Origin of the sequence: Streptomyces sp. NBC_00271, from assembly GCF_036178845.1 — a bacterium.
GTDB lineage: Bacteria > Actinomycetota > Actinomycetes > Streptomycetales > Streptomycetaceae > Streptomyces.
Window position 1 is genome coordinate 6,751,672 of sequence record NZ_CP108070.1, and the last position, 23,268, is coordinate 6,774,939.

The following is a 23,268-nucleotide window of genomic DNA, read 5'->3' on the forward strand; positions in this document are numbered from 1 at the left end:
GCCCGACACTCACTCCGGGCCGCTCCTCACCATGTCGGCGAGGGCGGGCACAGGTCCCCTTCCGCACGACCGCTCGCTCACTCCAGCCCCGACACCTTGAAGACCGTCATTGCCGTCTCGCGGTCGATCCGCTCCGAGACGCGGTGCAGCGCGGTCTGCCCGCACGAGAGCGTGGAGCGCAGGGCGGACAGGCGCGCGTCCTCGTCGAGGCGGCGCCACAGCGGCGGATTGGCGACCAGGACCCGGGGGTCGACCTCGACGCGCGCGCCGAACGTGTCCCTCAGCACGAGCCGCTGGCCGACTCCGTCCAGGCAGCGCACCGACACCAGGTGGTCGGTGCGCACCAGCCGCGTGCGCAGCAGCCCGCGCGCCACCAGCCAGCCCTCGCCCGCGGAGACCCGGGTGGGGTACAGCACGACGAACAGCAGCACCGCGAGCGCGGCCCACAGGGTGGCGCGCGGCGCGGAGAGGGTGCCGACTCCCCAGTCGATGAGGAGGAGAAGGGCGAGCAGCACGGCCGCGCAGCGGATCGAACTGCGTACGTCCTGGGCCCAGAGGCGGTCGCGCGCGACTTCCGCCGAGGGTGGGGCGGTTGCGGCGACCGCGGTACGCGTGTCGCTGCGGCGGTTGCGGCGTTCCATACGACCGACGGTAGAGACCGGGGAGGCCCGGGGCAGCATGCCTTGACGGGTCTCTGATGACGCGGGCGTCAAGGATGCGACAAGAAGCGTCGGCCTGCCGCTACGCGACCCGGGCGGCCCGGCCTCCCGCGGCCCATCGCCCGAGCACCGGCTCCGCGAAGGTGCGGGCCGGGAGGCACAGGGTCTGGCCGTGGCGGGCGAAGAGTTCGTCGCGGGAGGTGAAGTGACCGAGGTCGAGGCGGAGGTGGCCGGACAGGTCGCAGACGGCTCCCGGGCCGCCGTCGCAGCTCGCGGCGGCGTGACCGTCCCAGTCGACCGCCGTACGGGCCACGGCGTCGAAGAGGGTCTCGCCACCCTTGTTGGTGAAGCCGCCCGAGGCCGCGCTCATCTCGTCCGGGCTTGCGAACAGCCCGGCGATCGGTACCCAGTCGCCGTCCAGCAGGAACTCGGGCCACGCGAGCAGGATCCGTTCCGGGACCAGCGGCTTGAGCCGGGGGAACCGTGGATACCAGAAGACTCCGTCGACGAGCAGGCCCCGTACACGCGTGGGTACGGCGATGGCCCGCGCGACGGCCTCCAGCACCGCCATCCGCTGACTGCACGAGCCCCGCCCGAGCGTCAGCGTCCGCGAGGTGCTCCGCAGGTCGTCCACGGAGTACACCGGGCGTACCTCACGCGCGATGATCCCGTGTGCCACGCGGAGTGACTCGCGGGCGGTGTCGTCGGTGGGGATCCGCTCGACGAGGGCGGTGACGTTCGGGTGGGTCCAGTCGAGGATCGGGGTGGGGCGCGTGGAGCCGGGTACGGGTTCGGTCCCCGGGGCGACCGGGTCGCCTCCCGCACGTCGGCACGGCATCAGCAAACGACTCGTCATGGCCCGCCCATTTCCCCCGTTTCCTCTCAGCCTACGCTTCGACACCAGAGGTCAGACGAGGTGGGCGAAGACCACCAGGTTCTCGGTGTAGTCCTTCGCCGAATGGTCGTAGTCGCCGGCGCAGGTGATCAGCCGGACCTCGGCGTCGCGGGTGTCGGCGTACACACGCTGGTCGGGGAAGTCGTCCTTCGCGAACGTGTCGGCGTTGTCGACCTCGAAGGTGGCCTTGCGCCCGTCGGCCCTGTCCACGGTGAACCGGTCGCCCTTCTCCAACTCCCTGAGGTCGGCGAAGACGGCCGCGGAGGTGGTCGTGTCGACATGGCCGGCGATGATCGCGGTGCCCGGCTCACCGGGGGACACACCCTTGGAGTACCAGCCGACCAGGTTCGTGTCGTCGGCGACCGGAGGCTGGAGCTTGCCCGCGGCGTCGACGGCCAGTTCGGTGAACGGGGCGTCCACCTCGATCTTCGGGATGAGCAGCCGCGTCGGCTCGGACCGCGGCAGATGCTTGCCCAGCGGCCGGGCCGGGGACGGCGGTGCGAGCGCCGCCGCGCCATGGGGCTTGGCCGAGGGGTCGGAGGGGTCGGAGGGCTTGCCATGGCCGCCGAACAGGCTCAGCGCCAAGACCAGGATTCCGACGCACCACACGAACATCGGCACGCCGGGCCGCGCGCCCTGGAGCGGCGTCACGGCCCGGGGCTCGACAGGGGAGGACAACCGGGATGCCATCGGGCACCACCTCACTGGAACACGTACGGGACAACTCGCTGGACCACGGCGGCGGAGCCGGCGCGGCACGGGGGCAACCAGCCGGGCCGCCACACTGTGCGCAGGAGGCGGCCCGGGCTGCTATGTCGTCAGGCATGGATCAGGAAAGGCCGACCGCCGCACGCTTGCGGCGCACGACGTAGGCACCTGCACCGGCGAGAGCCAGGACCGCCAGCCCACCGGCCGTCCTGCCCGGTGTGGCGAGCGCACCGCCACCCGTGTGCATGCCGCCGCGGGGCTTGTCGCGCCCCGAGTCCGAGTCGCTGTCGCGGTCGGAACCCGAGTCGTCGTTGCCCTTGTCGCCCTTGTCCTTGTAGGTCTCAGGGTTGAACTTCTCGTCGTCCTTGTTCCAGTCGTCACTGCGCACGGCGCTGAGGGCGCCGCCGCCGGTGTGCACGCCGCCGCGGGGCCCGTGGCGTTCGGAGCCGGAGTCGTCGCCCTTGCCGTAGTCGGAGCCGCCCTTCTTGCCGTGTTCGGAGCCGGAGTCGTCGCTCTTGCCATGGTCGGAGCCGGAGTCGCTCTTGCCATGGTCGGAGCCGGAGTCGTCCCTGTTCGAGTCCTCGCCGCGCACGGCGCTGAGGGCGCCGCCGCCGGTGTGCACGCCGCCGCGGGGCCCGTGGCGTTCGGAGCCGGAGTCGTCGCCCTTGCCGTAGTCGGAGCCGCCCTTCTTGCCGTGTTCGGAGCCGGAGTCGTCGCTCTTGCCACGGTCCGAGCCCGAGTCGCTCTTGCCACGGTCCGAGCCGGAATCGCTGTTGCCACGGTCCGAGCCCGAATCGCTCTTTCCACGGTCGGAACCCGAGTCGTCACCGCGCACGGTGGTCAGTGCTCCGCCGCCCGCGTGGATCCCCCCGTTCGGCTTGTGGTGCTCCCTGCTGTAGGAAGAGTCATCGTGGCCCTCGTCACCCGCCGTGGCGGCGAGGGCGCCTGGTGCGCCGATCGCGAGGGCGGCTGTGGCCGTCGCGGTGGCGAGGAGCATGCGGGCAGATCGCATCTTCGGAGTCCTTCCGTCGCAGCCAGGCAGCTGACACTGCGTCAGCTCGTGAGAACCCGACCCCGACGTGATCCACCGTCAGTCCGCCGGGCTCCGCGCACCACTCGAGCCGCTCACCTGGCGCACCCCCGAGGTCACGCCCACTCGGGCCCATTGGGCCAACCGATGACTCGTCAGACTGCACTGACCTGCTGTTTCGTCAGGGGTGAGTGGCCGTGGCCCCGCCCGCACCGTGCCTCGGGTACTACCCGATCGGCGGCAACACGACTGCGCGTCCCGCACCTTCGGTCCGCGGCGGTCCTGGCGCGTCCTTGCCCCGACACGCCGCACCAAGCCGGTCACACTGACTCAAACACCCCCACCCCCGCGAGGTCCCCATGGCGTACGGCCTGGCCCGCCGCGAACTGCGGCCGAGAGTTCCACTGCGGCACGGGGAGGGCGACAAGTACCACCTGACCAGCGTCGAGGGGCTCGCCGCGCTCTCCCTGGACGCGCTGAGCTCGGTGGCGTACGGCCCCGAGGCGATCGTGCTCGTACTGATCGCCGCCGGAACGAGCGCGCTGTCCGCCACGCTCCCGGTGACGCTCGTCATCGCCGGACTGCTGGCGGTGCTCGTCGTGTCGTACGGACAGGTGATCGCCGTGCATCCGGACGGCGGCGGCGCGTACGCGGTGGGGAAGAAGGATCTCGGACCGACCGTCAGCCTGCTCGCGGCGGCCAGCCTCGTCGTCGACTACGTGCTGACCGTGACGGTCAGTCTGGCGGCGGGCGCGGCCAGCCTCGCCTCCGCGTTCCCGGTGCTCGACTCGCACCTGCTCGCGGTCTGCCTGATCGGGCTCGCCCTGCTCACGGCCGTCAACCTGCGCGGTGTGGCCGAGAGCGCGCGGGTGCTGATGCTGCCCACCGTGCTGTTCATTGTGAGCATCCTCGGCATCGTCGTGATCGGCCTGGCGCGAGGCCATCCCGTGGCGTTCGTCGGCACCGCCCAGCCCGTCCACGCCACCGAGGCAGTGAGCGTCCTGCTGCTCCTCAAGGCGTTCTCCTCCGGCTGCTCCGCGCTCACCGGGGTCGAGGCCATCGCCAACGGCGTGCCCTCCTTCCGCGAGCCGCGCGTCAAACGCGCCCAGCGCACGGAGCTGATGCTCGGCGCACTCCTCGGTCTGATGCTCATCGGCATGGCCCTGCTGATCCGCCGCGACCATGTCGCCCCGCGTGGCGGCGTGACCGTACTCGCGCAGCTGACGGCGGGCGCGTACGGGACGGGATGGCCGTACTACGCGACCAATCTCATCGTCACCCTGGCCCTCGCCTTCGCCGCGAACACCAGCTTCGGCGGTCTGCCCGTCCTGATGAGCCTGCTCGCCAAGGACCACCGGCTGCCGCACCTCTTCGGGCTGCGCACGGAACGGCCGGTGTACCGCTGGGGCGTGGTGACCCTCGCCCTGCTCGCGGCCGTTCTCCTGATCGCCGTGAACGCCGACACCCACCGCATGATCCCGCTCTTCGCGATCGGCGTGTTCATCGGCTTCACCATCAGTCAGATCGGTCTCGTGCGGCACTGGACGGGGCAGCGTCCGCACGGCTGGCTGCGGCGCGCGTTCCTCAACGGGGTCGGCGCGGTACTGACCGCCGTGGCGGGCGTCGTCCTGCTCACCACCAAGTTCCTGGAAGGAGCCTGGGTGGTGGTCGTCGCCATCCCGCTGCTGATGCTGCTGTTCGACCGCATCCAGCGCTACTACACGACCGTCGGCCGGGAACTCGGACTCGGCGAGGTCCCGCCGCCCGTGCGCGGCGGCGACTCCCTCGTCATCGTGCCGGTCGGCGAGGTCAGCAGACTCACCCAGCACGCGCTGTCCGCCGCCCGCGCCCTCGGCCACGAGGTGGTCGCCGTCGCTGTCCACGCCGACCCGGCCAAAGTCCGTGCGCTCAGGGAGAGTTGGGACCGCTGGAACCCGGGCGTACGCCTGGACGTCGTCGACAGCCCGCAGCGCTCGCTCGTGGAACCGATCGTCGACTACGTCCAAAGGGCGCAGGAGGGAGGACGGCAGATCGCCGTCCTCATCCCCGAGGTGGAGCCCCTCCACCGCCGCTATCAGATCCTGCAGAACCAGCGCGGCCTGCTCCTCGCCGCCGCGCTGCGGGCCCGCACGGACGTGGTCGTCTGCGTGGTGCCCTACCGGCTCAGCCTCTGAACCGGCCGCCGGCCAGGGCCTGATCCCGAAGAGGGGCCCTACAGCCCTACAGCCCTACAGTCCGATGTCCCGGCGGTTCATGTCGTCGAGGGATTCGCGGCGTACGAGTACGCGTGCGATGCCGTCGGATACGGCGACGACGGGTGGGCGGCCGACGAGGTTGTAGCCGGAGGCCATGGAGAGGTGGTAGGCGCCGGCTGCGGGGACGGCGAGGAGGTCGCCGGGGCGGATGTCGCCGGGGAGGGCTACGTCGTCGGCGAGGATGTCGCCGGCTTCGCAGTGGCGGCCGACGACGGTGACGAGGCGGGGTGGTGCGGTGGAGGGGCGGCCGATGAGGCGGGGTGCGTAGCGCACTCCGTAGAGGGCGGGTCGGGGGTTGTCGCTCATGCCGCCGTCGACTGCGACGAAGGTGTGGGTGCCGGTGCGTTTGACGGCCAGGACGCGGTAGACGGCGATGCCGGCGGGGCCGGCGATGGCGCGGCCGGGTTCGAGGGTGAGGCGGGGTACGGGCAGGGCGGCGCGGGTGCAGCCGTCTTCGAGTTCGGCGCGGACGCGTCCGGCGAGGACGGAGATGTTGAGGGCTTCTTCGCCGGGGCGGTAGGCGATGGCGTGGCCGCCGCCGATGTTCAGCTGGGGGAGGGTGATGCCGTGCTGGTCGCGGATGCGGGCGAGGAGTCCGATCATGCGGCGTACGGCGGCGACGTAGGGCTTGACGGTGGTGACCTGGGAGCCGATGTGGCAGTGCAGGCCGACGAGTTCGAGGTGGGGCTGGTCGAGTATGCGGGTGACGGCGTGTTGTGCGGAGCCGTCGGTGAGGGAGAGGCCGAATTTCTGGTCGTCGGTGCCGGTGCGGATTTTGGTGTGTCCGCCGGCGACGATGCCGGGTACGACGCGGACCATGACGGGCTGGCGGGTGCCGGGGGGTGTGAGGGCGGCGAGCCGGGCGATCTCGGAGGTGCTGTCCACGACGATGCGGCCGACGCCGAGGCGCAGGGCGGTGCTGAGGTCTTCGGGGCTTTTGGCGTTGCCGTGCAGGACGATCTTCTCGGGCGGGAAGCCGGTGGTGACGGCGAGGGCGAGTTCTCCGGCGGAGCAGACGTCCAGGCCCAGGCCTTCTTCCTGGACCCAGTGGGCCATGGCCCGGCACAGGAAGGCTTTGGCGGCGTAGACGATGTCGGCGTCGGGGAAGGCGGTGCGGTAGGTGCGGCAGCGCTCGCGGACTTCCCTCTCGTCGAGGATGTAGAGAGGGGTGCCGAAGCGGTCGGCGGCCTCGGTGAGGGAGACACCCCCGACGCGGACGTCACCGTGGGGTTCGGGGCGGGCGGAGCGGGGCCAGACGGAGAGGCCTTCGGCGTCGCGTGCGTCGGCGTGGGCTTTCTGGCCGGGGCTGTCGGTCCCGGGCGCCCAGTGCGGTTCCTGAACGGGTAGTTCCTGAACGGGCTGTTCCTGAACGGGCAGTTCCTGAATGGACATGGCGTCTCCTCAGCCGATCAGCAGGTTCAGGCACGCGACGACGGCGGCGGCGCCGGTCACCCGCAGGGCGCCGACGTGCTGGGGATGCCAGCGGCGCCAGGAGTTCTCGCGTTCGCGGGCCGTGGCCGCGGTGCGGTCGGCCGAGGGGGCGGAGAACTGCGGGTCGATGGTGAGGGCGGTGACGCCCAGGGGCGCGGCGAGGGCGCGCAGCGCGGCTTCGGAGAGCCTGATGGAGGCCTGGTCCGTGCCGAGAGTGGCGGTGAGCTCGGCCGCCGAGGTGAAGCCGACGGCCGTACGGCCGCCCAGCGGGGTGCGGAAGAACCGGGCCGTACAGCCCGCGGGCCCCGACCGGACAGGAACGAAGAGAAGTCCGGCCGGGAAGCGTTCGGAAGGCTCCGGGTCCTCGGAATATTCGACTGCAGACATGATGCTGCTCCTCGCGGAAGACGATGGGCGCCGGCCGGTTCGGCCGGGCGCCTCTGTGAGGCTATGCCCGCCGGGCCGCGGACGGAGCCGCTCGCTGACGGAGGCTTGACGCGCTGCCCCCGACCCGTAACGCGCCCCTGACGTGGGGGCTGGGGGTGTTGTGCGGGTCACCCCGGACCCGTGGTGACCCAGGCGACACCCCCCCGGGTCGCTCAGGATCTGCCCTCGGTCAGCTCCCGCGCGTCGAGCGGCAGCCACAGCCGGATTCGGCGGTGCACCGAGGCGAGCTCGCGGGACAGGGGCGAGGGCGGCAGGGCCAGCACCGGGCAGACGGCGTGCGCGAGGCAGTACCGGGCGACGGACGGGAACAGCCACCGGTGCATCCTTCCTCGACACCCCGGGCCGACCACCAGCAGGTCCTCGGCCCGGTCGGCGGTCTCGACCAGCGCCTGCCCCGGTGTGCCCCGTACGACAAGACCCTGGTGCGGGACCCCGGGCCCCGCGTCGCCGAAGGCGGCGTGCAGCGCGGCGAGCAGCCGCCGGCCCGCGTCCAGCCGGAGCATGGCCGTCGGCAGTGGACCGAGCGCACTGCGGTGGGCGAAGTCACCACCGGGCGGCTCCCAGGCGATCACGACCAGCAGCTCGGCTCCGCGGCGCCGGGCCTCTGCGGCGGCCCGGCGCAGGGCCGCCAGGCTCCCCGGCGAACCGCTGACTCCCGCGACCACGCGCGGTCCCCGCTCTTCCTCGCTCATCGCTCGCGCACTCCTCGACGTCGGTCCACACACGTACCCATCGGCCATCGAACGGCCGGAGGACGGCGGCGGACCGTCGCGTTGGCGTGGGCCTGACGGCGCGGGCGTGATTTATGACGCCCTCCTGACACCGCGGGGCCGGGCGCGGGGCGCACGCTCGAACCGGGCTCTGACGTCGGTCTTACCCCTTGCTGGCACACTGGCCGTCCGTTCCGGGAAATCCGGGGAAGGAGTACCGCATGTCGATGGTCGGCAACCTGCGCAAAGTCGCCCGTCTGGCACGCGGCGGACGCCGGGTGGACCTGAGCCACCCCGCCCGCTCCCCGCTCGGCTCCGCCGTCGTCAACTGCGTCATCTACCGCGACGGCGTCCGCCAGGAGGCCGCGCCCAGCGTCGAGGAGTCCGTCGCCCGGGTCCGTAAACGCGGCGGCCACGGCTTCGTCTGGCTGGGGCTGCACGAGCCCACCGAGACGGAGTTCGCCCGGGTCGCCGAACTGTTCGGCCTGCACCCGCTCGCCGTCGAGGACGCGGTCCACGCACACCAGCGCCCCAAGGTCGAGCAGTACGGCGACGTCCTGTTCGCCATCTTCAAGACGGTCTCCTACGTCGAACACGCCGAACTGACCGCCACCAGCGAGGTCGTGAACACCGGCGAGATCATGGTCTTCGCGGGCCCCGACTTCGTGGTGACCGTGCGACACGGACGGCACGGCTCCCTCGGCCCCCTGCGCGAGGACCTGGAAGCCGAGCCGGAGCAGCTGGCCAAGGGGCCGACCGTGGTGCTGCACGCCATCGCCGACCACGTCGTGGACGACTACCTGACCGTCACGGACGCCGTCCAGAACGACATCGACCAGGTGGAGACGTCCGTCTTCTCACCTCGCGGTGCCCAGGGGGCCGACGCCGGCCGCATGTACCAGCTCAAGCGCGAACTCCTCGAACTCAAGCGCGCGGTGGTTCCCCTCGGCCGCCCTCTCCACAGCCTGGCGACCGAGCCGATGCGCCTCATCGCCCCCGAGATACAGGCGTACTTCCGTGACGTCGCGGATCACCTGTCCCGGGTCACCGAACAGATCACCGCCTTCGACGCCCTCCTCGACTCCATCCTCCAGGCCCACCTCGCCCAGGTCTCCGTCGCCCAGAACGAGGACATGCGCAAGATCACGGCCTGGGCCGCGATCATCGCCGTACCGACGATGGTGTGCGGCGTCTACGGCATGAACTTCGACCACATGCCCGAACTCCACTGGCGCTTCGGCTACCCCTTGGCTCTCACGGTGATCGCCGTGTCGTGCTTCGTCATCCACCGGGGGTTCAAGCGCAACGGCTGGCTGTGACCGCGGCTGTGCCCAGGCCCTAGGGACGCGGTTCCTCGTAGGGGATGCGGCTCAGGTGCAGGACCTCTCCCAGCGTGCCCCACTCGTCGCCGCCGAGCTTGGTGAGCGGGAGCAGCCGTGCGGAGCCGGGGCGGCCTTCGACGATGTGGTCCTCGTGCACCGCCGCGTGGAGCACCCGTCCGAAGACCAGGGTGGAGTTTCCCATCCGCAGGGTGGTGTGCGAACGGCACTCGAGAACGACGGGGGAGGCCGCCACTCGGGGCGGTCGTACCCGCAGGCTCGGTTCGCGGTCGATTCCCGCGTAGTCGAATTCACTGACCGACCGGGGGAAGTCGGTGGCAGTGGCGTTGATCAACTGCAGCAGCGGTTCGGAGGAGAAGTTGACGACGAACTCCCCGGTGTCCTCGACATTGCGCAGGGAATCCTTGCGGCCGATCGAGGTGAACTGCACGATCGGCGGGTCGGTACTGGCGATGCTGAAAAAGGAGTGCGGGGCGAGGTTCTCGGTCGAGCCGTCCGGTGTGACGGTGGAGATCCATGCGATCGGACGAGGGATGACGACCGAGGTGAGGAACCGGTAGAAGTCGGCTCCGGGCATGGCTTCCGGGTCGAAATCGACGCGCATGAAACCCAGTATCCGCCGGGCCGGTGCGGTATGCCCGTCGTGCCCGACATGTCCGCCGCGCGGGCCGTTCCCGGGCGGGACCCGAAGGCCTCGCCCGTGTCACGGAGAACTGAGATCAGGGCCACACCAGGCAGTACGGCTGATGTCCCGCCTCGTGCAGACGATGGCTGAAATCCTGCCATTCGTGGAGGAGCTGGTACACGTTGAAGGCGTCCCGCGGGCCCCCGCGGTCCGGGACCGTCGACCAGATGAAGGCCGCCGCGCCGACCGCCTCCTCGCCGATGCCCCGCAGGGGGTCGACGACGGTCATGGGGAGCTTCACGACGGCGTAGTCGGGGTGCAGGACGACCAGCTCCAGGGGCGGGACCTTGTGGAGAGGGACGCCCTCGATGCCGGTGAGGACCATCGCGGCCATGGTCTCCGGCTTGATCTTGGTGAACATGCCGTTCATGCCGAGCTCGTCGCCGCCGAGTTCCTCGGGGCGCATCGAGATCGGCACGCGGGCCGCCGTCGCGCCGTCCGGCGCGCCGAAGTATTTGTAGGTCACCCCCACCCGGCCACCATTCCCGCTTCCTGCCCTGAGCCGGTCTGCCCCGCGGTCCGTGTAGTCCATACCGTCCATACGGCCCGACGGGTCGATCCGCTCAGGATCGTTCTGTGTTCCTTGCGACCCGGGTGCTCCGGGTGATCCGGGAGAGCCCGGCGACCCCTGCGTCTGTCGTGCCTCGGCCGCTTCCTCCGCCTCGCGCCGGTGCCTTCCCCGCCGGGCACGCCGAGGACCGAGGTCATCGGTCCCCTCGCCCAGTCCGCCACCGCGATGCATATCTCCACCCGACTGCTTTTCTAAGGCGCGCGACCCCCGCCACGCAACCCGATCATCGTGACAGTGACCTCCCCCACGGCCGCACGCCGAAACGTACGCTGAAACACCTGTCCGCAGGATCTTCGCAGCCTCTGACACCATGGCTCGTGTGAGCTATCCGTACGAAGCCCCAGTTTCGCAGACTCTTTTCGACCGTGCGGCTGCCGTCACGCCCGGCGGCGTGAACTCTCCGGTGCGCGCGTTCCGTGCCGTGGGCGGTACGCCCCGCTTCATGGTGTCCGGAAACGGTCCATACCTGACCGATGCCGACGGGAGGGAATACGTCGACCTCGTGTGTTCATGGGGGCCGATGATCCTCGGGCACGCGCATCCCGACGTCATCGACGCCGTCCAGGAGGCCGTCGCGCGCGGCACCTCCTTCGGCACTCCCGGTGAGGGCGAGGTCGCGCTCGCCGAGGAGATCGTCGCCCGCGTCGAGCCCGTCGAGCAGGTCCGGCTCGTCTCCAGCGGGACCGAGGCGACCATGTCCGCCATCCGGCTCGCCCGCGGGTTCACCCGGCGGTCGAAGGTGATCAAGTTCGCCGGGTGCTATCACGGGCATGTCGACTCGCTGCTGGCGTCGGCGGGGAGTGGGGTGGCGACCTTCGCGCTGCCCGACACCCCCGGTGTCACCGGCGCCCAGGCCGCCGACACGATCGTGCTGCCCTACAACGACCTCGAAGCCGTGAACGAGGCCTTCCACGCGCACCCCGGTGAGATCGCCTGTGTGATCACCGAGGCCTCGCCGGGCAACATGGGCGTCGTGCCGCCCCAGCCCGGGTTCAACCAGGGACTCAAGGACGCCTGCGCGCGCAACGGCGCCCTGTTCATCTCCGACGAGGTCATGACCGGATTCCGGACCAGTAAGGCCGGTTGGTACGGGATCGACGGGGTACGTCCCGATCTCATGACGTTCGGAAAGGTCATGGGCGGAGGATTCCCCGCCGCCGCCTTCGGTGGCCGCAAGGACGTCATGGAGCACCTGGCTCCCGTGGGGCCCGTCTACCAGGCCGGCACGCTCTCCGGCAATCCCGTCGCGACCGCCGCCGGGCTCGCCCAGCTGCGGCTGCTCGACGACGCCGCGTACGACAAGGTCGACGCCGTCTCCGAGCAGATCCGCGGGCTGGTCACGGAGGCGCTGAGCAAGGAGGGCGTGGCACACCGGCTGCAGAACGCCTCCAACATGTTCTCGGTCTTCTTCACCGGGCGTGACGTGCGCGACTACGAGGGCGCGAAGGCGCAGGAGTCCTTCCGGTTCACCGCGTTCTTCCACTCGATGCTGGCGCAGGGCGTCTATCTGCCCCCGTCGTCCTTCGAGTCGTGGTTCGTGTCCACGGCCCATGACGAGCGGGCCATTCAGCGGATCGCCGACGCCCTTCCGGCGGCGGCTCGGGCAGCGGCGGAGGCCACGGCATGAGCCAGGATCAGACGCAGGGTCAGACGCAGGGCCGGGATCAGGACATCACCGTCGTGCATCTCATGCGGCACGGCGAGGTCGCCAACCCGGACGGGGTGCTGTACGGGCGGCTGCCCGGCTACCACCTGTCCGAGCTCGGGCGGCAGATGGCCGAGCGGGTCGCCGAGCACCTGGCCCCGCGGGACGTCACGTATGTCGTCGCCTCCCCGCTGGAGCGGGCGCAGGAGACCGCGACGCCCATCGCGAAGGCGCACGGTCTCGACCTCGACACCGACGGGCGGCTGATCGAGGCCGAGAACGTGTTCCAGGGGAAGACCTTCGGTGTGGGGGACGGGGCGCTGCGGCGGCCCGAGAACTGGAAGCACCTCGTCAACCCGTTCAAGCCGTCCTGGGGCGAGCCGTACGTCGATCAGGTCGTACGGATGATGGGGGCGCTCGACGCCGCCAAGGACGCGGCCCGCGGGCATGAAGCGGTGCTGGTCAGCCACCAGTTGCCGATCTGGATCGTGCGGTCCTTCGTGGAGAAGCGGCGGTTGTGGCACGACCCGCGCAAGCGGCAGTGCACGCTGGCGTCCCTGACGTCCTTCACCTACCGCGGCGACAAGATCGTGTCCGTGGGGTACAGCGAGCCCGCCCGGGATCTCGTTCCCGCCCATCTCCTCGCGGGAGCCAAGCCGGTGAAGGGGAAGGGCAAGGCGTTCGGGGCGTAGAGCGTCCATTCCCGTACATCTTGGCGCAAAGTGTTTGTATGCGTCGCTACCCGAACTGTTCTTCGTAAAATACGATCAACGTTGCGCGTTCGAAGGAACCTATCTGCTTGTCGTGCCCTCTCATTGTGTGTCAGCTGGGAGCCAGCTGAGAGGGCACGATGAGATGGGGACCGAATGCGGGACATCAGCCGGAGGGGAATGATCGGCCTCGGGACGGGTGCCGCGGCGGCGATGGGACTCGCGGCGTGCGGCACCGACCAACAGGACGGTCATGGCGGGGGCGGTGGTTCCCGGTCGGGCAAGCCCGGTCCGTCCGGCAAGCCCAGCGCCTCCGCGCACCCCGCCCGCCTGATAGGCGACGGCTCCACCTCCTTCACGGGCAAGCAGCCGAACCAGCCCGCGAAGCCGGTTCCTCTGGAGCCCGGCCAGACCCCTCCGCAGTTCGTCATCTTCTCCTGGGACGGCGCGGGTGAGGTCGGGACCGGGCTCTTCTCCCGCTTCCTCCGGCTCGCCCGCGAGCACGAGGCGCACATGACCTTCTTCCTCTCCGGGCTGTACCTCCTGCCCGAGTCGAAGAAGCGCAAGTACCTGCCGCCGAACAACCCCCGGGGCGCCTCCGACATCGGCTATCTCGCCGACGACCACGTCAAGTCGACGCTCGGGCTCGTCCGGCAGGCCTGGCTCGACGGCCACGAGATAGGCACGCACTTCAACGGCCACTTCTGCTCCGGCCACGGCACCGTCGGCAACTGGACGCCGGCGCAGTGGCGCAGCGAGATCGACCAGGCCAAGTCCTTCGTCAAGGAGTGGCGGACCAACACGGGCTGGACCGATCTGCCCCCGCTGCCCTTCGACTACGAGAAGGAACTCGTCGGCGCGCGCACCCCCTGTCTGCTCGGCCAGGACAACCTGCTGCCCACCGCCAAGGCGCTCGGCTGGCGCTACGACGCCTCCTCGCCCGGCGGCCGCCAGGTCTGGCCGCAGAAGCGGCACGGCCTGTGGGACCTGCCCCTCCAGGCGATCCCCTTCCCGGGGCGCAGCTTCGAGGTGCTGTCCATGGACTACAACATGCTGGCCAACCAGTCGATCAACTCGACGAAGGCGCCCGCGCACAACTACCCGGCGTGGCGGCAGCAGGCGGGCGAGGCGTACGTCGCCGGATTCCGGCGGGCCTACGAGAGCAACCGGGCGCCCTTCTTCATCGGCAACCACTTCGAGCACTGGAACGGCGGCATCTACATGGACGCCGTCGAGTACGCCTTCAAGCACATCGCCCGGGAGAAGGAGAAGGGCGAGGACGTCCGCCTCGTCTCCTTCCGGCAGTACGTGGACTGGATGGACGTACAGAAGCCCGAGATCCTGGCCAAGCTGCGGACGTTGGACGTGGGACAGCGGCCCGCGGGTGGCTGGAAGACGTTCCTCGGCGACACCGGCAAGGGGGCTGGTACGAGTTCGGGTACCGGCACTGGCACGGGTACCGGTACGGGTTCCGGGACGGGCGCTTCCAAGGGGTCCGGGAACGCCGCCTGAAATGGTGTTTTCCGCCCGCAAGGGGGGTGCGGAAGATCCTCGAAACGGGCATGCGAAACTTTTCACATGAGTGCCGCCTGCCGCGCCGAACAGCGCTCGAACCGCACCCGTAGCCGCGCCGCCCTGCTCACCACCGGGGCCGCCGTCGCCACGCTTGTCCTGTCCGCGTGCGGTTCGGGAGGGACGTCCGGGGGCTCGGGCAACAGCAACTTCGTGGCGGGCAAGGACGGCATCTCGACCGTCGCCAAGGGCTCCCGGGCCGAGGCCCCCGACCTCTCCGGCCCGACCGTGGACGGCAAGCAGCTCGACGTCAAGGACTACAAGGGCAAGGTCGTCGTCGTGAACGTGTGGGGCTCCTGGTGCCCGCCGTGCCGCGCCGAGGCGCCGAACTTCGTCAAGGTCGCCAAGGACACCGCGGCGAAGGGCGTGCAGTTCGTCGGCATCAACACCCGTGACGCCAACATCAGTCTGGCCCAGGCGTTCGAGAAGCAGCAGGGCGTCACCTACCCCAGCCTCTACGACCCGACGAGCAAGCTGCTGCTCCGCTTCAAGAAGGGCACGCTGAACCTGCAGACGATCCCCTCCACGATCGTCATCGACCGGGACGGGAAGATCGCGGCCCGTACGCTGCAGGCCCTCAGCGAGGAGAAGCTCCGCGAGATGCTCGACCCCGTCGTCGCGGAGAAGTGACCGACGTGTCCCTTCTCGCCGCGTCCACGAACCTCGCCGCGTCGTCCGACACCGTCGTCAGCGGCGCCCTGGTGCTCGCCCTGCCGATCGCCGTCCTCGGCGGCCTCGTCTCCTTCTTCTCACCGTGCGTGCTGCCGCTCGTCCCCGGCTATCTGTCGTACGTGACCGGTGTCACCGGCACGGATCTGGCGGACGCCAGACGGGGGCGGATGGTCGCGGGCGCCAGCCTGTTCGTGGTGGGGTTCACCGCCGTGTTCGTCTCCGGCGGGGCGCTGTTCGGCTACTTCGGATCGACCCTCCAGGAGTACCAGAGCACGCTCAGCAAGATCCTCGGCGTGCTGATGATCGCGATGGGCGTGTTCTTCATGGGGATGATGCCCTGGCTCACGCAGCGCGAGTTCCGCTTCCACAAGCGGCCGGTGACCGGCCTGGTGGGCGCTCCGATACTCGGCGCGCTCTTCGGCATCGGCTGGACGCCCTGCCTGGGACCCACGCTCTCCTCCATCAATTTTCTTTCCATGAACCAGGCGAGTGCGGGCCGCGGCGCCATACTGACCGTCGCGTACTGCGTCGGTCTGGGAGTGCCCTTCGTCCTCGCTGCCGTCGCCTTCCGCAAGGCGCTCGGTGCCTTCGCCTGGGTCAAGCGGCACTACGCATGGGTGATGCGGATCGGCGGCGGCATGATGATCGTGACCGGCCTGCTCCTGCTCACCGGCGCCTGGGACAGCATCGTGCAGCAGATGCAGACCTGGTCCAACGGCTTCACGGTAGGGATCTGATCGATGAGCACGACCGACACCGACACCGGCACGGGCAGGACGAAGGACCCGGCGACCGCCAAGCGGCACATCGGGGTGAGCGCCGACGGCGAACTCGGCGAAGCCGGATCCCAGCTGTCCACCGCGCCGGTCGACACGGCCGTGCCCGGCTCCTTCGGCGGGTCCCGCGCGCCCGGCGCCCTGGGCTGGCTGACCTGGACCGGCCGTGAGGTCGTCGGCTGGGCCCGCTGGTTCTGGCGGCAGCTGACGTCGATGCGGGTCGCCCTGATCCTGCTCTTCCTGCTGTCGCTCGGGGCGATCCCCGGCTCGCTGATCCCGCAGTCCGGGACCGACGCCCAGAAGGTGGCGGCCTTCAAGGACGCGCACAGCATCCTCGGGTCCGTCTACGACAAGCTCGGCCTGTTCCACGTCTACAGCTCGGTGTGGTTCTCGGCGATCTACATCCTGCTGTTCGTCTCGCTCATCGGCTGCATCGTCCCGCGCACCTGGCAGTTCGTCGGGCAGTTGCGCGGCCGTCCGCCGGGTGCCCCCAAGCGGCTGAACCGGCTGCCCGCGTACGCGACCTGGCGCACCGGGGCCGAGCCCGAGCAGGTCCGCGAGGCCGCCCTCAAGATCCTCAAGCAGCGGCGGTTCAGGGCGCACATCGAGAAGGACGCCGTCGCCGCCGAGAAGGGCTACCTCCGCGAGACCGGCAACCTGCTCTTCCACATCGCGCTGATCGTGATGCTGGTCGCCTTCGCCTGGGGCCAGCTCTTCAAGTCCGAGGGCAACAAGCTGATCGTCGAGGGCGGCGGGTTCTCCAACACGATCTCGCAGTACGACGACTTCAAGTCCGGCAACCTCTTCAGCACCGACGACCTCACGCCGTTCAGCTTCAACCTCAAGAAGTTCACCGGCACCTACGAGCGGACCGGCCCCAACAAGGGCACCCCTCGCACGTACCAGGCGGACATCACCTACAGCATCGGCGCGTACGGCAAGGCGAAGAAGACCACCGTCAAGGTCAACGAGCCGCTGGAGATCGGCGACTCGAAGGTCTATCTCACCGCGCACGGCTACGCGCCCGTCGTCACCGTCCGGGACGGCAAGGGCAACGTCGTCTACCACGACGCCGTGCCGATGCTGCCCCTCGACTCGAACGTCACCTCGCAGGGCGCGATCAAGGTGATGGACGGCTACAAGAACGCGCAGGGGACGAGCGAACAGCTCGGCTTCTCCGCCTTCTTCGTGCCGACCTTCGCGGGTGCGGGCAAGGGCGACATGTTCTCCCAGTTCCCCGCGCTCGACTTCCCCGTGCTCGCGCTGTCCGGATTCCACGGCAGCCTGGGGGTCGACGCGGGCATCCCGCAGAACGTGTACCAGCTCGAGACCTCGAAGATGAAGCAGTTCAAGGACGCGAAGGGCAACATCGTCAAGGCGCGCCTGCTGCCCGGCGAGACGATGAAGCTGCCGAACGGGGCCGGCTCCATCACCTTCGACAAGGGCATCAAGGAGTGGGCGAACTTCCAGGTCACCCAGCAGCCCGGCAGTGACTGGGCGTTGGTCGGTGCCTTCACCGCGATCTTCGGTCTCGCCGGTTCGCTCTTCATCCAGCGCCGCCGCGTGTGGGTGCGGGCGACCACCGGGGCCGACGGCGTCACCGTCGTCGAGATGGCGGGCCTCGGCCGCAGCGAGTCCGCGAAGCTCCCCGAAGAACTCGGCGACCTGGCCGCACTCGTCCACGAACAGGCGCCCACCAAGCCCGACACAGACGAAGCCGCAGTCGAAACCGACCCCGACGCCGAACCCTCCGTACCTGCCGCCGAAGGGGCTGAGAAGTGACTCTCGCCACCGCAACCGACCTGGGCGCCGTGACCGATCTGGCCACGGCCACCAACGAACACCTCGCCAACATCAGCAACACGCTGATCTACTCCGCGATGGCCGTCTACACCCTGGCCTTCTTCGCGTACATCGCCGAGTGGATCTTCGGCAGCCGCAGCAAGGTCGCCCGTACGGCCGCCGCGCTCACCACCACGGAGAAGGCGAAGGCCCCCGCGGTCACCGTGCAGTCGGCGGGCGGTACGGCCGTCCTGGAGCGGCCGAAGGTCGTCACCCGGTCGGCGGCGGGCGCCCGTGACGTGCCCGACGGGCCCGGCGCACACGGCGGTGACGAGCAGGGCGACCTCTACGGCCGGATCGCGGTGTCCCTCACCGTGCTCGCCTGGGCCGTCGAGGCGGCCGGTGTCGTCGCCCGCGCGCTGTCGGTGCAGCGGGCGCCGTGGGGCAACATGTACGAGTTCAGCGTCACCTTCTCCACGGTCGCCGTCGCCGTGTACCTGGTGATGCTCGCGCTGAAGAAGAACATCCGCTGGCTGGGCCTGCCCCTGGTCACCACGGTCCTCCTCGACCTCGGCCTCGCGGTCACCGTCCTGTACACCGCGAGCGACCAGCTGGTGCCCGCGCTCCACTCGTACTGGCTGTACATCCACGTCTCGACCGCGATCCTCTGCGGCGCCGTCTTCTACGTGGGCGCGGTCGGCACCCTGATGTACCTCTTCAAGGACTCGTACGAGAACAAGCTCGCCACCGGCGGTCAGCCGGGCCGTTTCGCCACCTCCGTCATGGAGCGGCTGCCCTCCTCGGCCTCCCTCGACAAGTTCTCCTACCGCGTCAACGCCGCCGTCTTCCCGCTGTGGACCTTCACGATCATCGCGGGCGCCATCTGGGCGGGCGACGCGTGGGGCCGCTACTGGGGCTGGGACCCCAAGGAGACCTGGGCGTTCATCACCTGGGTCGCCTACGCCTGCTACCTCCACGCCCGCGCCACGGCCGGCTGGAAGGGCCGCAAGGCCGCGTACATCGCCCTGATCGCCTTCGCCTGCTTCCTCTTCAACTACTACGGAGTCAACATCTTCGTCTCCGGCAAGCACTCGTACGCCGGGGTCTGATGCGGATCCCGCTGTCTCGGGCCACGCTGGTGTCATGACCGGAGTGACCCGAGGCATCGAAGAGGGCGCCACCGAGACCCGGGAGGACGGCACCCGCGTCCTTCACTACCTGCTGCGTTTTCCCCAGCCTGTGGAGAACGTCTGGAAGGCGGTGGCCACACCCGAGGGCCTGAGGGCGTGGCTGGCCGAGGCCGAGGTCTTCGAGCCGCGACTCGGCGGCGAGGTCACGCTGCGCGGGCTGGGCAGCGGCCGGATCACGGCGTGGGACGTCGAGCGGATCGCCGAGTACACGGTCGAGGGCCGGGGCCGCATCCGCTTCCACCTGGAACCGACCCGCCCGTCAGGCACGACGGTCCGCTTCACCCACGAGTCCCCAAGAGACGAGGACCCGGGCTGGCGCCGACGTTTCGAGGGACTGATGAGCGCCCCGTAGGGGCGCGGGGAACTGCGCGACCAGCCACACACGACCCGCACATACGAACCACCGATCCCCCAACGGCGCCCCCTGTCAAGCCGGCGGCAGACACCCCGTGGGCGGCTTCCCCTCAGGCCACGCGATCTTCACGAAACGAGCCCGCGACTCGGGCGTGAGCTGCACGATCGGCACCGCCTTGTCGTACGGATTGCCGTGGGCGTCCAGACAGATCCACCCGCTCGCCCCGTTGACACGCAGCTCCTTGCCCTTGACCTGCGGCCACTGGAGCCCGACGTCCGCGAGGGCCGGGATCTTCCCGGTCGGCGACGCCCCGCGGATGCCCCGCACGGCGAGCCGCATGGCGTCGTACGCGATGATCAGCTGGCCGTCGTCGAGGGCGACGGGCCCGACGGGCCCGACCGGCTCCTTCCCGGCGCTCCCCAGAAGCGACTGCAGCACCTTCGCGTCGGCCGCGCTGCCGCCCGTCTTCGCGGTGTCCTTCAGCCAGGCGTCCGGATGGGCCAGGGACGTGTAGCGGACGGTCAGTAGCGGGTCCTTGAGGGCGGCCGGGTCGAGGTCCTTGTCCCCGGCGAGGTAGGAGCCCTCGTCGCCGGTGAGCACGGTGAACCGGCGGTCGTGGCAGCCGCGCTGACCCAGCATGTTGATGAACTGCCGCAGCTGCGTGTGGCGCCCCGCGAACAGGATGGTGTTCGTGGTGGTCGGCGTGTTGCAGAGGATGTTGGTGATCTGCATGAAGACGTTGGAGGTGCTGCCCTCCTTGCTGCGGTCGGCGGGCGGCGTGAACGGCTGGGCCTCGTAGCGCGAGCCCTTGAGCATCTTCTCGAAGGAGGCCTGGAGCGTGCGCGTGTACGGGTCGCCGGTGCGGTCGTAGACGAGGAAGGCGTTGGCGGCGGAGACCTTGGCGAAGGAGGCGAGGGCGCGTGCCTCGTCGGTGTTGGTGGGGGAGACCCGCGCGAGCCCGGGGAACGGGTCCTTGCCGTTCTGCCCGTTGGCCAGGTCGTCGGCGGTGATCGAACTCCCTATCACCGGGATGCCCCGGCCGGTGAGCTCCTTGACGGCCTTCTTGTTGTTGTCGGTGCTCAGGCCGACCCCGGTCACCGCGCGCAGCCGGTCGGAGCCTCCCGTCATGCCCGCCAGCTGGTCGACCGTGTGCTGCCAGTACGTGCCGGTGGAGCCGGGGTTGGCCAGCACCAGGCGGATCTTCGGCTTCAGGCCGGTGGTGTCGTGGTTGGCCTGGTACTGGGCCAGATAGGCGCCCTGCAGCTCGTGCAGCACATCGGCCAGGTTATCCGCGTCGGTGGCGGTGAAGGGTTCCAGGAGCGCGACGGTGACGTAACTGCCGGGCGCCAGACGGGCGTTCTCGCGGTGGATGGCCCGTACGGTGTCGGCGAACTGCGCACGCCCGAAGGCGTACGTCGTCCACGAGACACCCACGCACTCGTCGCTGCCCTTCGGCTGGACGACGCCGGGCGCGCAGGAGCGATTCTCCTTGGTGGCCGTCATACCGCCCCAGACGCCGAGGCCCGTGAGCACCGCCGCGAGGGTCAGCGCGACATACCTACGGAAACGAATCTCCCAGACGTCCTCGCGCAGCCAGGTCCACAAGCGCGCCATCACAGGTCCCCGTTCCCGTTGTCGTCGTCGTCGCCAGGGATGCGCAGGGGGCGGCCGGCGAGCGCGTCGGACGGCCACTCCCGCGAGGCCCGCCACAGCAGTGGGTTGCCCGCGGCCCGCAGGTTCGACAGCTGCTCCAGCTCGAAACGGAGCCGGTCGGACACCTTCGGGTCCGGCAGCACCAGCGGATCGGTGAGCTGCCAGACCGCGTGCAGCAGCCGTCGTACCCGTAGGTGCAGCACGGCGTCCACGCTGTCCGGCGGCTGCTGGGCGGCGTCGGTGCGGCCGAGCGCGACGGCCGCCCGGTCGTCGTGACCGCCGTGGCCGCCGAAGTCGCGGCCGTCCGGGTCGTGTGCGTGATAGTAGGGCGCGGACGCGATGAAGACGAGCGAGGACAGCCAGGACCCGGTGTCGGTGCGCGGGAAGGTGTCGCGCAGGTGCGCCACCGCGAAGTCGGCCTTGCCGAGGGCGAGTTCGTGGTGCAGTCGATAGCGGGCGCTGTCCGGCCGGTCCCCGTCGCCGTAGTGGTCGATGAGGGCGCGGTGCACGGACCGCCAGCGTGCGTGGTCGGGGTCGTCGTGGTGCAGCCGCAGCAGGAGCAGCGCACGCAGGAACGGATCGCCCACGAACTGCCCGGCGGCGCTCGTCCAGCCCTCCTCCGTGAGCCGCTCCTCCAGCGCGAGGACCCCCGACGCGCCGAAGTCGTCGGAGAGCTGGACCTCCGCGAGCACGCAGGCCGAGTCGCGGTCGTGGGCCGCGGCGAGCACGGTCAGCTCGTCGAGCCGGCCGCCGGGTACGAGCCGGTCGAGCAGCTCCTGATAGGTGGGCCGGCCGTCGTTGTCCTCGTGGACGGCGACGTCGGAGGTGAGCAACTCGCCCAGGGACTTGGCGCCTTGGGGGAGGTTCTGGCGGGCGGACTCCGCGAGGAGGGTGACGCCGAGCGGGCTGCCGCCGGACAGCCGGTGGGTGGCGTGCGGGAGTTGAGGGGGAACGGCGAGGCCCTGCGAGACGCCGCCCACGAGATGCAGGGTGTCGTCCGGGGTCAGTGGCGGCAGCGCGACGAGCAGCGCCCGCGAGGACGGTGAGGTGCCCGGTTCCCAGCCGGCGTGCCGGGCTACCTCGGGGAGGGTGCGGCGGCTCGCGTTGCGCAGCGCTCCATGGGTGTACCCGCGCAGGGCGGCGAAGAAGACGACGTGGTCGGCGATGCCGTCGGCGCGGTCGCGCAGCACCGGTTCCATCAGGCCGAGGCCCGCCCGTTCCTGCACGTTGTCGATCAGCACGACCGGGCGGCCCAGCCGGTGCGAGCGCTGCATGACCCCCGCGTAGGCGTCGTCGAGGTCGGCCAGCAGGGCCCGTACGAGATAGCGCTCGGCGTGGGTGCGGGAGTCGCCGCCGGCCCGGAAGTGCGAGGAGAGCAGGATCAGGCCGAGCTTGGGATTGCCGCCCGCGTTCGGATAGTCGCGGTACCAGGTGGCGGCCCTGCGCAGCCGGCGGGGAGCGGGGCCGATCCCCTCGGCGAACGCCTCCAGGGTGGCTTCGATGATCGGCGCGATCACGGGACCCGTACCGCTGAGCGAGGCGATGAGCTTGGAGATGACCTTGCTCACCCAGCGCCCCGCGAACCCCGAGAGCCATGAGCCGGTCTCGTTTAGCAGCAGGATCCGCTCCGCCTCCTGCCGGATGCGGGGCACGTCGCGGTCGCTCCAGCCGCCCGCCGCGACGGCCAGCAGCCCGGACGTCAGGCGGGGAAAGCCGATCCGCACGGCGCCGGTGACCGGCTCCGCGAGCTGCTCGGCGATGGTGGTGAGCGCCTGTCCCACCGGCGACCAGGACTCCGCGGGCCGCTCGGCGGGCGGCCCCGCGAACTGCCGCTCCTCGCCGTCGATCAGCGCGACCGGTGTGTGCCCGCGGTACGCGTCGCGCAGCTCCCGCAGTACGGCGCTCTTGCCGAGCCCCCGCCCGCCCGCGAACACCACGAAGGGCAGTTCCTTCGGGTGTTCGTACGGGTTCGAGCGCAGCTGGTACGGGCGCAGGCCGACGAGCCGTAGTGCAAGACCGGGCGGATCCGTGTCGAACAACGCTCCGCGTCCGTGCAGCCCTCTGTGCACCGCATCTCCCCCTGGCGCGGTCCGGTCCTGCTCTGTGCTGCTGTGAGGTCTATCAACACCAGTGTAAAAAGGGGGAGTTGATTCGGACTAGGGCATAGGATGTCCGTTTGGTT

General features: G+C 70.2%; 21 protein-coding genes. 10 read left to right on the forward strand and 11 right to left on the reverse strand.

From position 1 onward, the window contains the following. Positions 1–77: 77 nt before the first annotated feature. The 4 genes from OG798_RS30705 to OG798_RS30720 form a co-directional block, all read right to left on the reverse strand. Positions 78–641, reverse strand: a complete 564-nt coding sequence (locus tag OG798_RS30705) for a hypothetical protein (protein ID WP_267062542.1) — start codon at positions 639–641, stop codon at positions 78–80. A 100-nt stretch (positions 642–741) separates the two neighbouring features. Further along, entirely contained in the window at positions 742–1,515 is a 774-nt protein-coding gene (locus OG798_RS30710) for a transglutaminase domain-containing protein (protein WP_121415393.1), read from the reverse strand. A gap of 51 nt (positions 1,516–1,566) precedes the next feature. After that, positions 1,567–2,244, reverse strand: a complete 678-nt coding sequence (locus OG798_RS30715; RefSeq protein ID WP_095853227.1) for a class F sortase — start codon at positions 2,242–2,244, stop codon at positions 1,567–1,569. A 139-nt stretch (positions 2,245–2,383) separates the two neighbouring features. Beyond that, a complete protein-coding gene (locus OG798_RS30720; protein ID WP_328758002.1) occupies positions 2,384–3,274 on the reverse strand; it encodes a hypothetical protein in 891 nt (296 codons plus the stop codon). A gap of 377 nt (positions 3,275–3,651) precedes the next feature. Between OG798_RS30720 and OG798_RS30725 the strand changes: the two genes are divergently transcribed. Continuing rightward, on the forward strand, positions 3,652–5,466 hold the full coding sequence (locus OG798_RS30725; protein ID WP_328758003.1) for an APC family permease: 1,815 nt from the start codon (positions 3,652–3,654) through the stop codon (positions 5,464–5,466). Positions 5,467–5,520: 54 nt separating this feature from the next. On the opposite strand, the gene lysA is transcribed toward OG798_RS30725, so the two are convergent. The 3 genes from lysA to OG798_RS30740 form a co-directional block, all read right to left on the reverse strand. Further along, positions 5,521–6,939: a diaminopimelate decarboxylase gene (lysA, locus tag OG798_RS30730; protein ID WP_328758004.1), complete on the reverse strand. Its 1,419-nt coding sequence runs from the start codon at positions 6,937–6,939 to the stop codon at positions 5,521–5,523. Between the two features lie 9 nt (positions 6,940–6,948). Beyond that, positions 6,949–7,365, reverse strand: coding sequence for an SAV_915 family protein (locus tag OG798_RS30735; RefSeq protein ID WP_121415391.1), 417 nt, complete (start codon positions 7,363–7,365; stop codon positions 6,949–6,951). A gap of 212 nt (positions 7,366–7,577) precedes the next feature. Further along, positions 7,578–8,117 (reverse strand): universal stress protein, encoded by a 540-nt coding sequence (locus tag OG798_RS30740; protein WP_183127223.1) that lies wholly within the window; start codon positions 8,115–8,117, stop codon positions 7,578–7,580. 239 nt (positions 8,118–8,356) lie between these two features. On the opposite strand from OG798_RS30740, the gene OG798_RS30745 reads away from it, so the two are divergent. Beyond that, positions 8,357–9,454, forward strand: a complete 1,098-nt coding sequence (locus tag OG798_RS30745; protein WP_328758005.1) for a magnesium and cobalt transport protein CorA — start codon at positions 8,357–8,359, stop codon at positions 9,452–9,454. Between the two features lie 19 nt (positions 9,455–9,473). Here the strand turns inward: OG798_RS30745 and OG798_RS30750 are convergent, their stop codons facing one another. Together OG798_RS30750 and OG798_RS30755 are read right to left on the reverse strand one after the other, a co-directional pair. After that, positions 9,474–10,079, reverse strand: a complete 606-nt coding sequence (locus OG798_RS30750; protein WP_095853222.1) for a flavin reductase family protein — start codon at positions 10,077–10,079, stop codon at positions 9,474–9,476. Between the two features lie 115 nt (positions 10,080–10,194). Next, entirely contained in the window at positions 10,195–10,632 is a 438-nt protein-coding gene (locus tag OG798_RS30755; RefSeq protein WP_003974483.1) for a hypothetical protein, read from the reverse strand. Between the two features lie 409 nt (positions 10,633–11,041). Here OG798_RS30755 and hemL point away from each other — a divergent pair, with 409 nt between their 5' ends. From hemL to OG798_RS30795, 8 genes are all read left to right on the forward strand, one after another. Continuing rightward, positions 11,042–12,358 carry a glutamate-1-semialdehyde 2,1-aminomutase gene (hemL, locus tag OG798_RS30760; protein WP_267062546.1) on the forward strand — a complete coding sequence of 439 codons (1,317 nt, stop codon included), beginning with the start codon at positions 11,042–11,044 and terminating at the stop codon, positions 12,356–12,358. Then, positions 12,355–13,068 (forward strand): histidine phosphatase family protein, encoded by a 714-nt coding sequence (locus tag OG798_RS30765; protein WP_095853219.1) that lies wholly within the window; start codon positions 12,355–12,357, stop codon positions 13,066–13,068. The genes hemL and OG798_RS30765 overlap by 4 nt, the downstream gene beginning before the upstream one ends. Positions 13,069–13,242: 174 nt before the next feature. After that, complete coding sequence (locus OG798_RS30770; protein WP_267062547.1) at positions 13,243–14,598, forward strand: hypothetical protein; 1,356 nt, start codon at positions 13,243–13,245, stop codon at positions 14,596–14,598. A 66-nt stretch (positions 14,599–14,664) separates the two neighbouring features. Further along, positions 14,665–15,288 carry a TlpA family protein disulfide reductase gene (locus OG798_RS30775; protein WP_121415388.1) on the forward strand — a complete coding sequence of 208 codons (624 nt, stop codon included), beginning with the start codon at positions 14,665–14,667 and terminating at the stop codon, positions 15,286–15,288. A 5-nt stretch (positions 15,289–15,293) separates the two neighbouring features. Further along, positions 15,294–16,067 carry a cytochrome c biogenesis CcdA family protein gene (locus OG798_RS30780; protein WP_121418366.1) on the forward strand — a complete coding sequence of 258 codons (774 nt, stop codon included), beginning with the start codon at positions 15,294–15,296 and terminating at the stop codon, positions 16,065–16,067. A gap of 3 nt (positions 16,068–16,070) precedes the next feature. Next, positions 16,071–17,888, forward strand: coding sequence for a cytochrome c biogenesis protein ResB (resB, locus tag OG798_RS30785; protein ID WP_121415387.1), 1,818 nt, complete (start codon positions 16,071–16,073; stop codon positions 17,886–17,888). Then, complete coding sequence (ccsB, locus tag OG798_RS30790; protein WP_179436475.1) at positions 17,885–18,997, forward strand: c-type cytochrome biogenesis protein CcsB; 1,113 nt, start codon at positions 17,885–17,887, stop codon at positions 18,995–18,997. The genes resB and ccsB overlap by 4 nt, the downstream gene beginning before the upstream one ends. A gap of 34 nt (positions 18,998–19,031) precedes the next feature. Continuing rightward, positions 19,032–19,430: an SRPBCC domain-containing protein gene (locus OG798_RS30795; RefSeq protein WP_267062550.1), complete on the forward strand. Its 399-nt coding sequence runs from the start codon at positions 19,032–19,034 to the stop codon at positions 19,428–19,430. A 75-nt stretch (positions 19,431–19,505) separates the two neighbouring features. Here the strand turns inward: OG798_RS30795 and OG798_RS30800 are convergent, their stop codons facing one another. Together OG798_RS30800 and OG798_RS30805 are read right to left on the reverse strand one after the other, a co-directional pair. Continuing rightward, positions 19,506–21,047, reverse strand: a complete 1,542-nt coding sequence (locus OG798_RS30800; RefSeq protein ID WP_328758006.1) for an ABC transporter substrate-binding protein — start codon at positions 21,045–21,047, stop codon at positions 19,506–19,508. Next, on the reverse strand, positions 21,047–23,155 hold the full coding sequence (locus tag OG798_RS30805; RefSeq protein WP_328758007.1) for a hypothetical protein: 2,109 nt from the start codon (positions 23,153–23,155) through the stop codon (positions 21,047–21,049). The genes OG798_RS30800 and OG798_RS30805 overlap by 1 nt, the downstream gene beginning before the upstream one ends. Positions 23,156–23,268: the final 113 nt, after the last annotated feature.

What these genes read in the sequence shown, in the direction of transcription:
- OG798_RS30705 (WP_267062542.1), bottom strand. Translation starts at nt 641, where the DNA reads ATGGAACGCCGCAACCGCCGCAGCGACACGCGTACCGCGGTCGCCGCA.
- OG798_RS30745 (WP_328758005.1), top strand. Translation starts at nt 8,357, where the DNA reads ATGTCGATGGTCGGCAACCTGCGCAAAGTCGCCCGTCTGGCACGCGGC.
- hemL (WP_267062546.1), top strand. Translation starts at nt 11,042, where the DNA reads ATGGCTCGTGTGAGCTATCCGTACGAAGCCCCAGTTTCGCAGACTCTT.
- resB (WP_121415387.1), top strand. Translation starts at nt 16,071, where the DNA reads ATGAGCACGACCGACACCGACACCGGCACGGGCAGGACGAAGGACCCG.
- OG798_RS30775 (WP_121415388.1), top strand. Translation starts at nt 14,665, where the DNA reads ATGAGTGCCGCCTGCCGCGCCGAACAGCGCTCGAACCGCACCCGTAGC.
- lysA (WP_328758004.1), bottom strand. Translation starts at nt 6,939, where the DNA reads ATGTCCATTCAGGAACTGCCCGTTCAGGAACAGCCCGTTCAGGAACTA.
- OG798_RS30735 (WP_121415391.1), bottom strand. Translation starts at nt 7,365, where the DNA reads ATGTCTGCAGTCGAATATTCCGAGGACCCGGAGCCTTCCGAACGCTTC.
- OG798_RS30710 (WP_121415393.1), bottom strand. Translation starts at nt 1,515, where the DNA reads ATGACGAGTCGTTTGCTGATGCCGTGCCGACGTGCGGGAGGCGACCCG.
- OG798_RS30750 (WP_095853222.1), bottom strand. Translation starts at nt 10,079, where the DNA reads ATGCGCGTCGATTTCGACCCGGAAGCCATGCCCGGAGCCGACTTCTAC.
- OG798_RS30765 (WP_095853219.1), top strand. Translation starts at nt 12,355, where the DNA reads ATGAGCCAGGATCAGACGCAGGGTCAGACGCAGGGCCGGGATCAGGAC.
- OG798_RS30795 (WP_267062550.1), top strand. Translation starts at nt 19,032, where the DNA reads ATGACCGGAGTGACCCGAGGCATCGAAGAGGGCGCCACCGAGACCCGG.
- OG798_RS30800 (WP_328758006.1), bottom strand. Translation starts at nt 21,047, where the DNA reads ATGGCGCGCTTGTGGACCTGGCTGCGCGAGGACGTCTGGGAGATTCGT.
- OG798_RS30725 (WP_328758003.1), top strand. Translation starts at nt 3,652, where the DNA reads ATGGCGTACGGCCTGGCCCGCCGCGAACTGCGGCCGAGAGTTCCACTG.
- OG798_RS30715 (WP_095853227.1), bottom strand. Translation starts at nt 2,244, where the DNA reads ATGGCATCCCGGTTGTCCTCCCCTGTCGAGCCCCGGGCCGTGACGCCG.
- OG798_RS30720 (WP_328758002.1), bottom strand. Translation starts at nt 3,274, where the DNA reads ATGCGATCTGCCCGCATGCTCCTCGCCACCGCGACGGCCACAGCCGCC.
- OG798_RS30740 (WP_183127223.1), bottom strand. Translation starts at nt 8,117, where the DNA reads ATGAGCGAGGAAGAGCGGGGACCGCGCGTGGTCGCGGGAGTCAGCGGT.
- OG798_RS30770 (WP_267062547.1), top strand. Translation starts at nt 13,243, where the DNA reads ATGCGGGACATCAGCCGGAGGGGAATGATCGGCCTCGGGACGGGTGCC.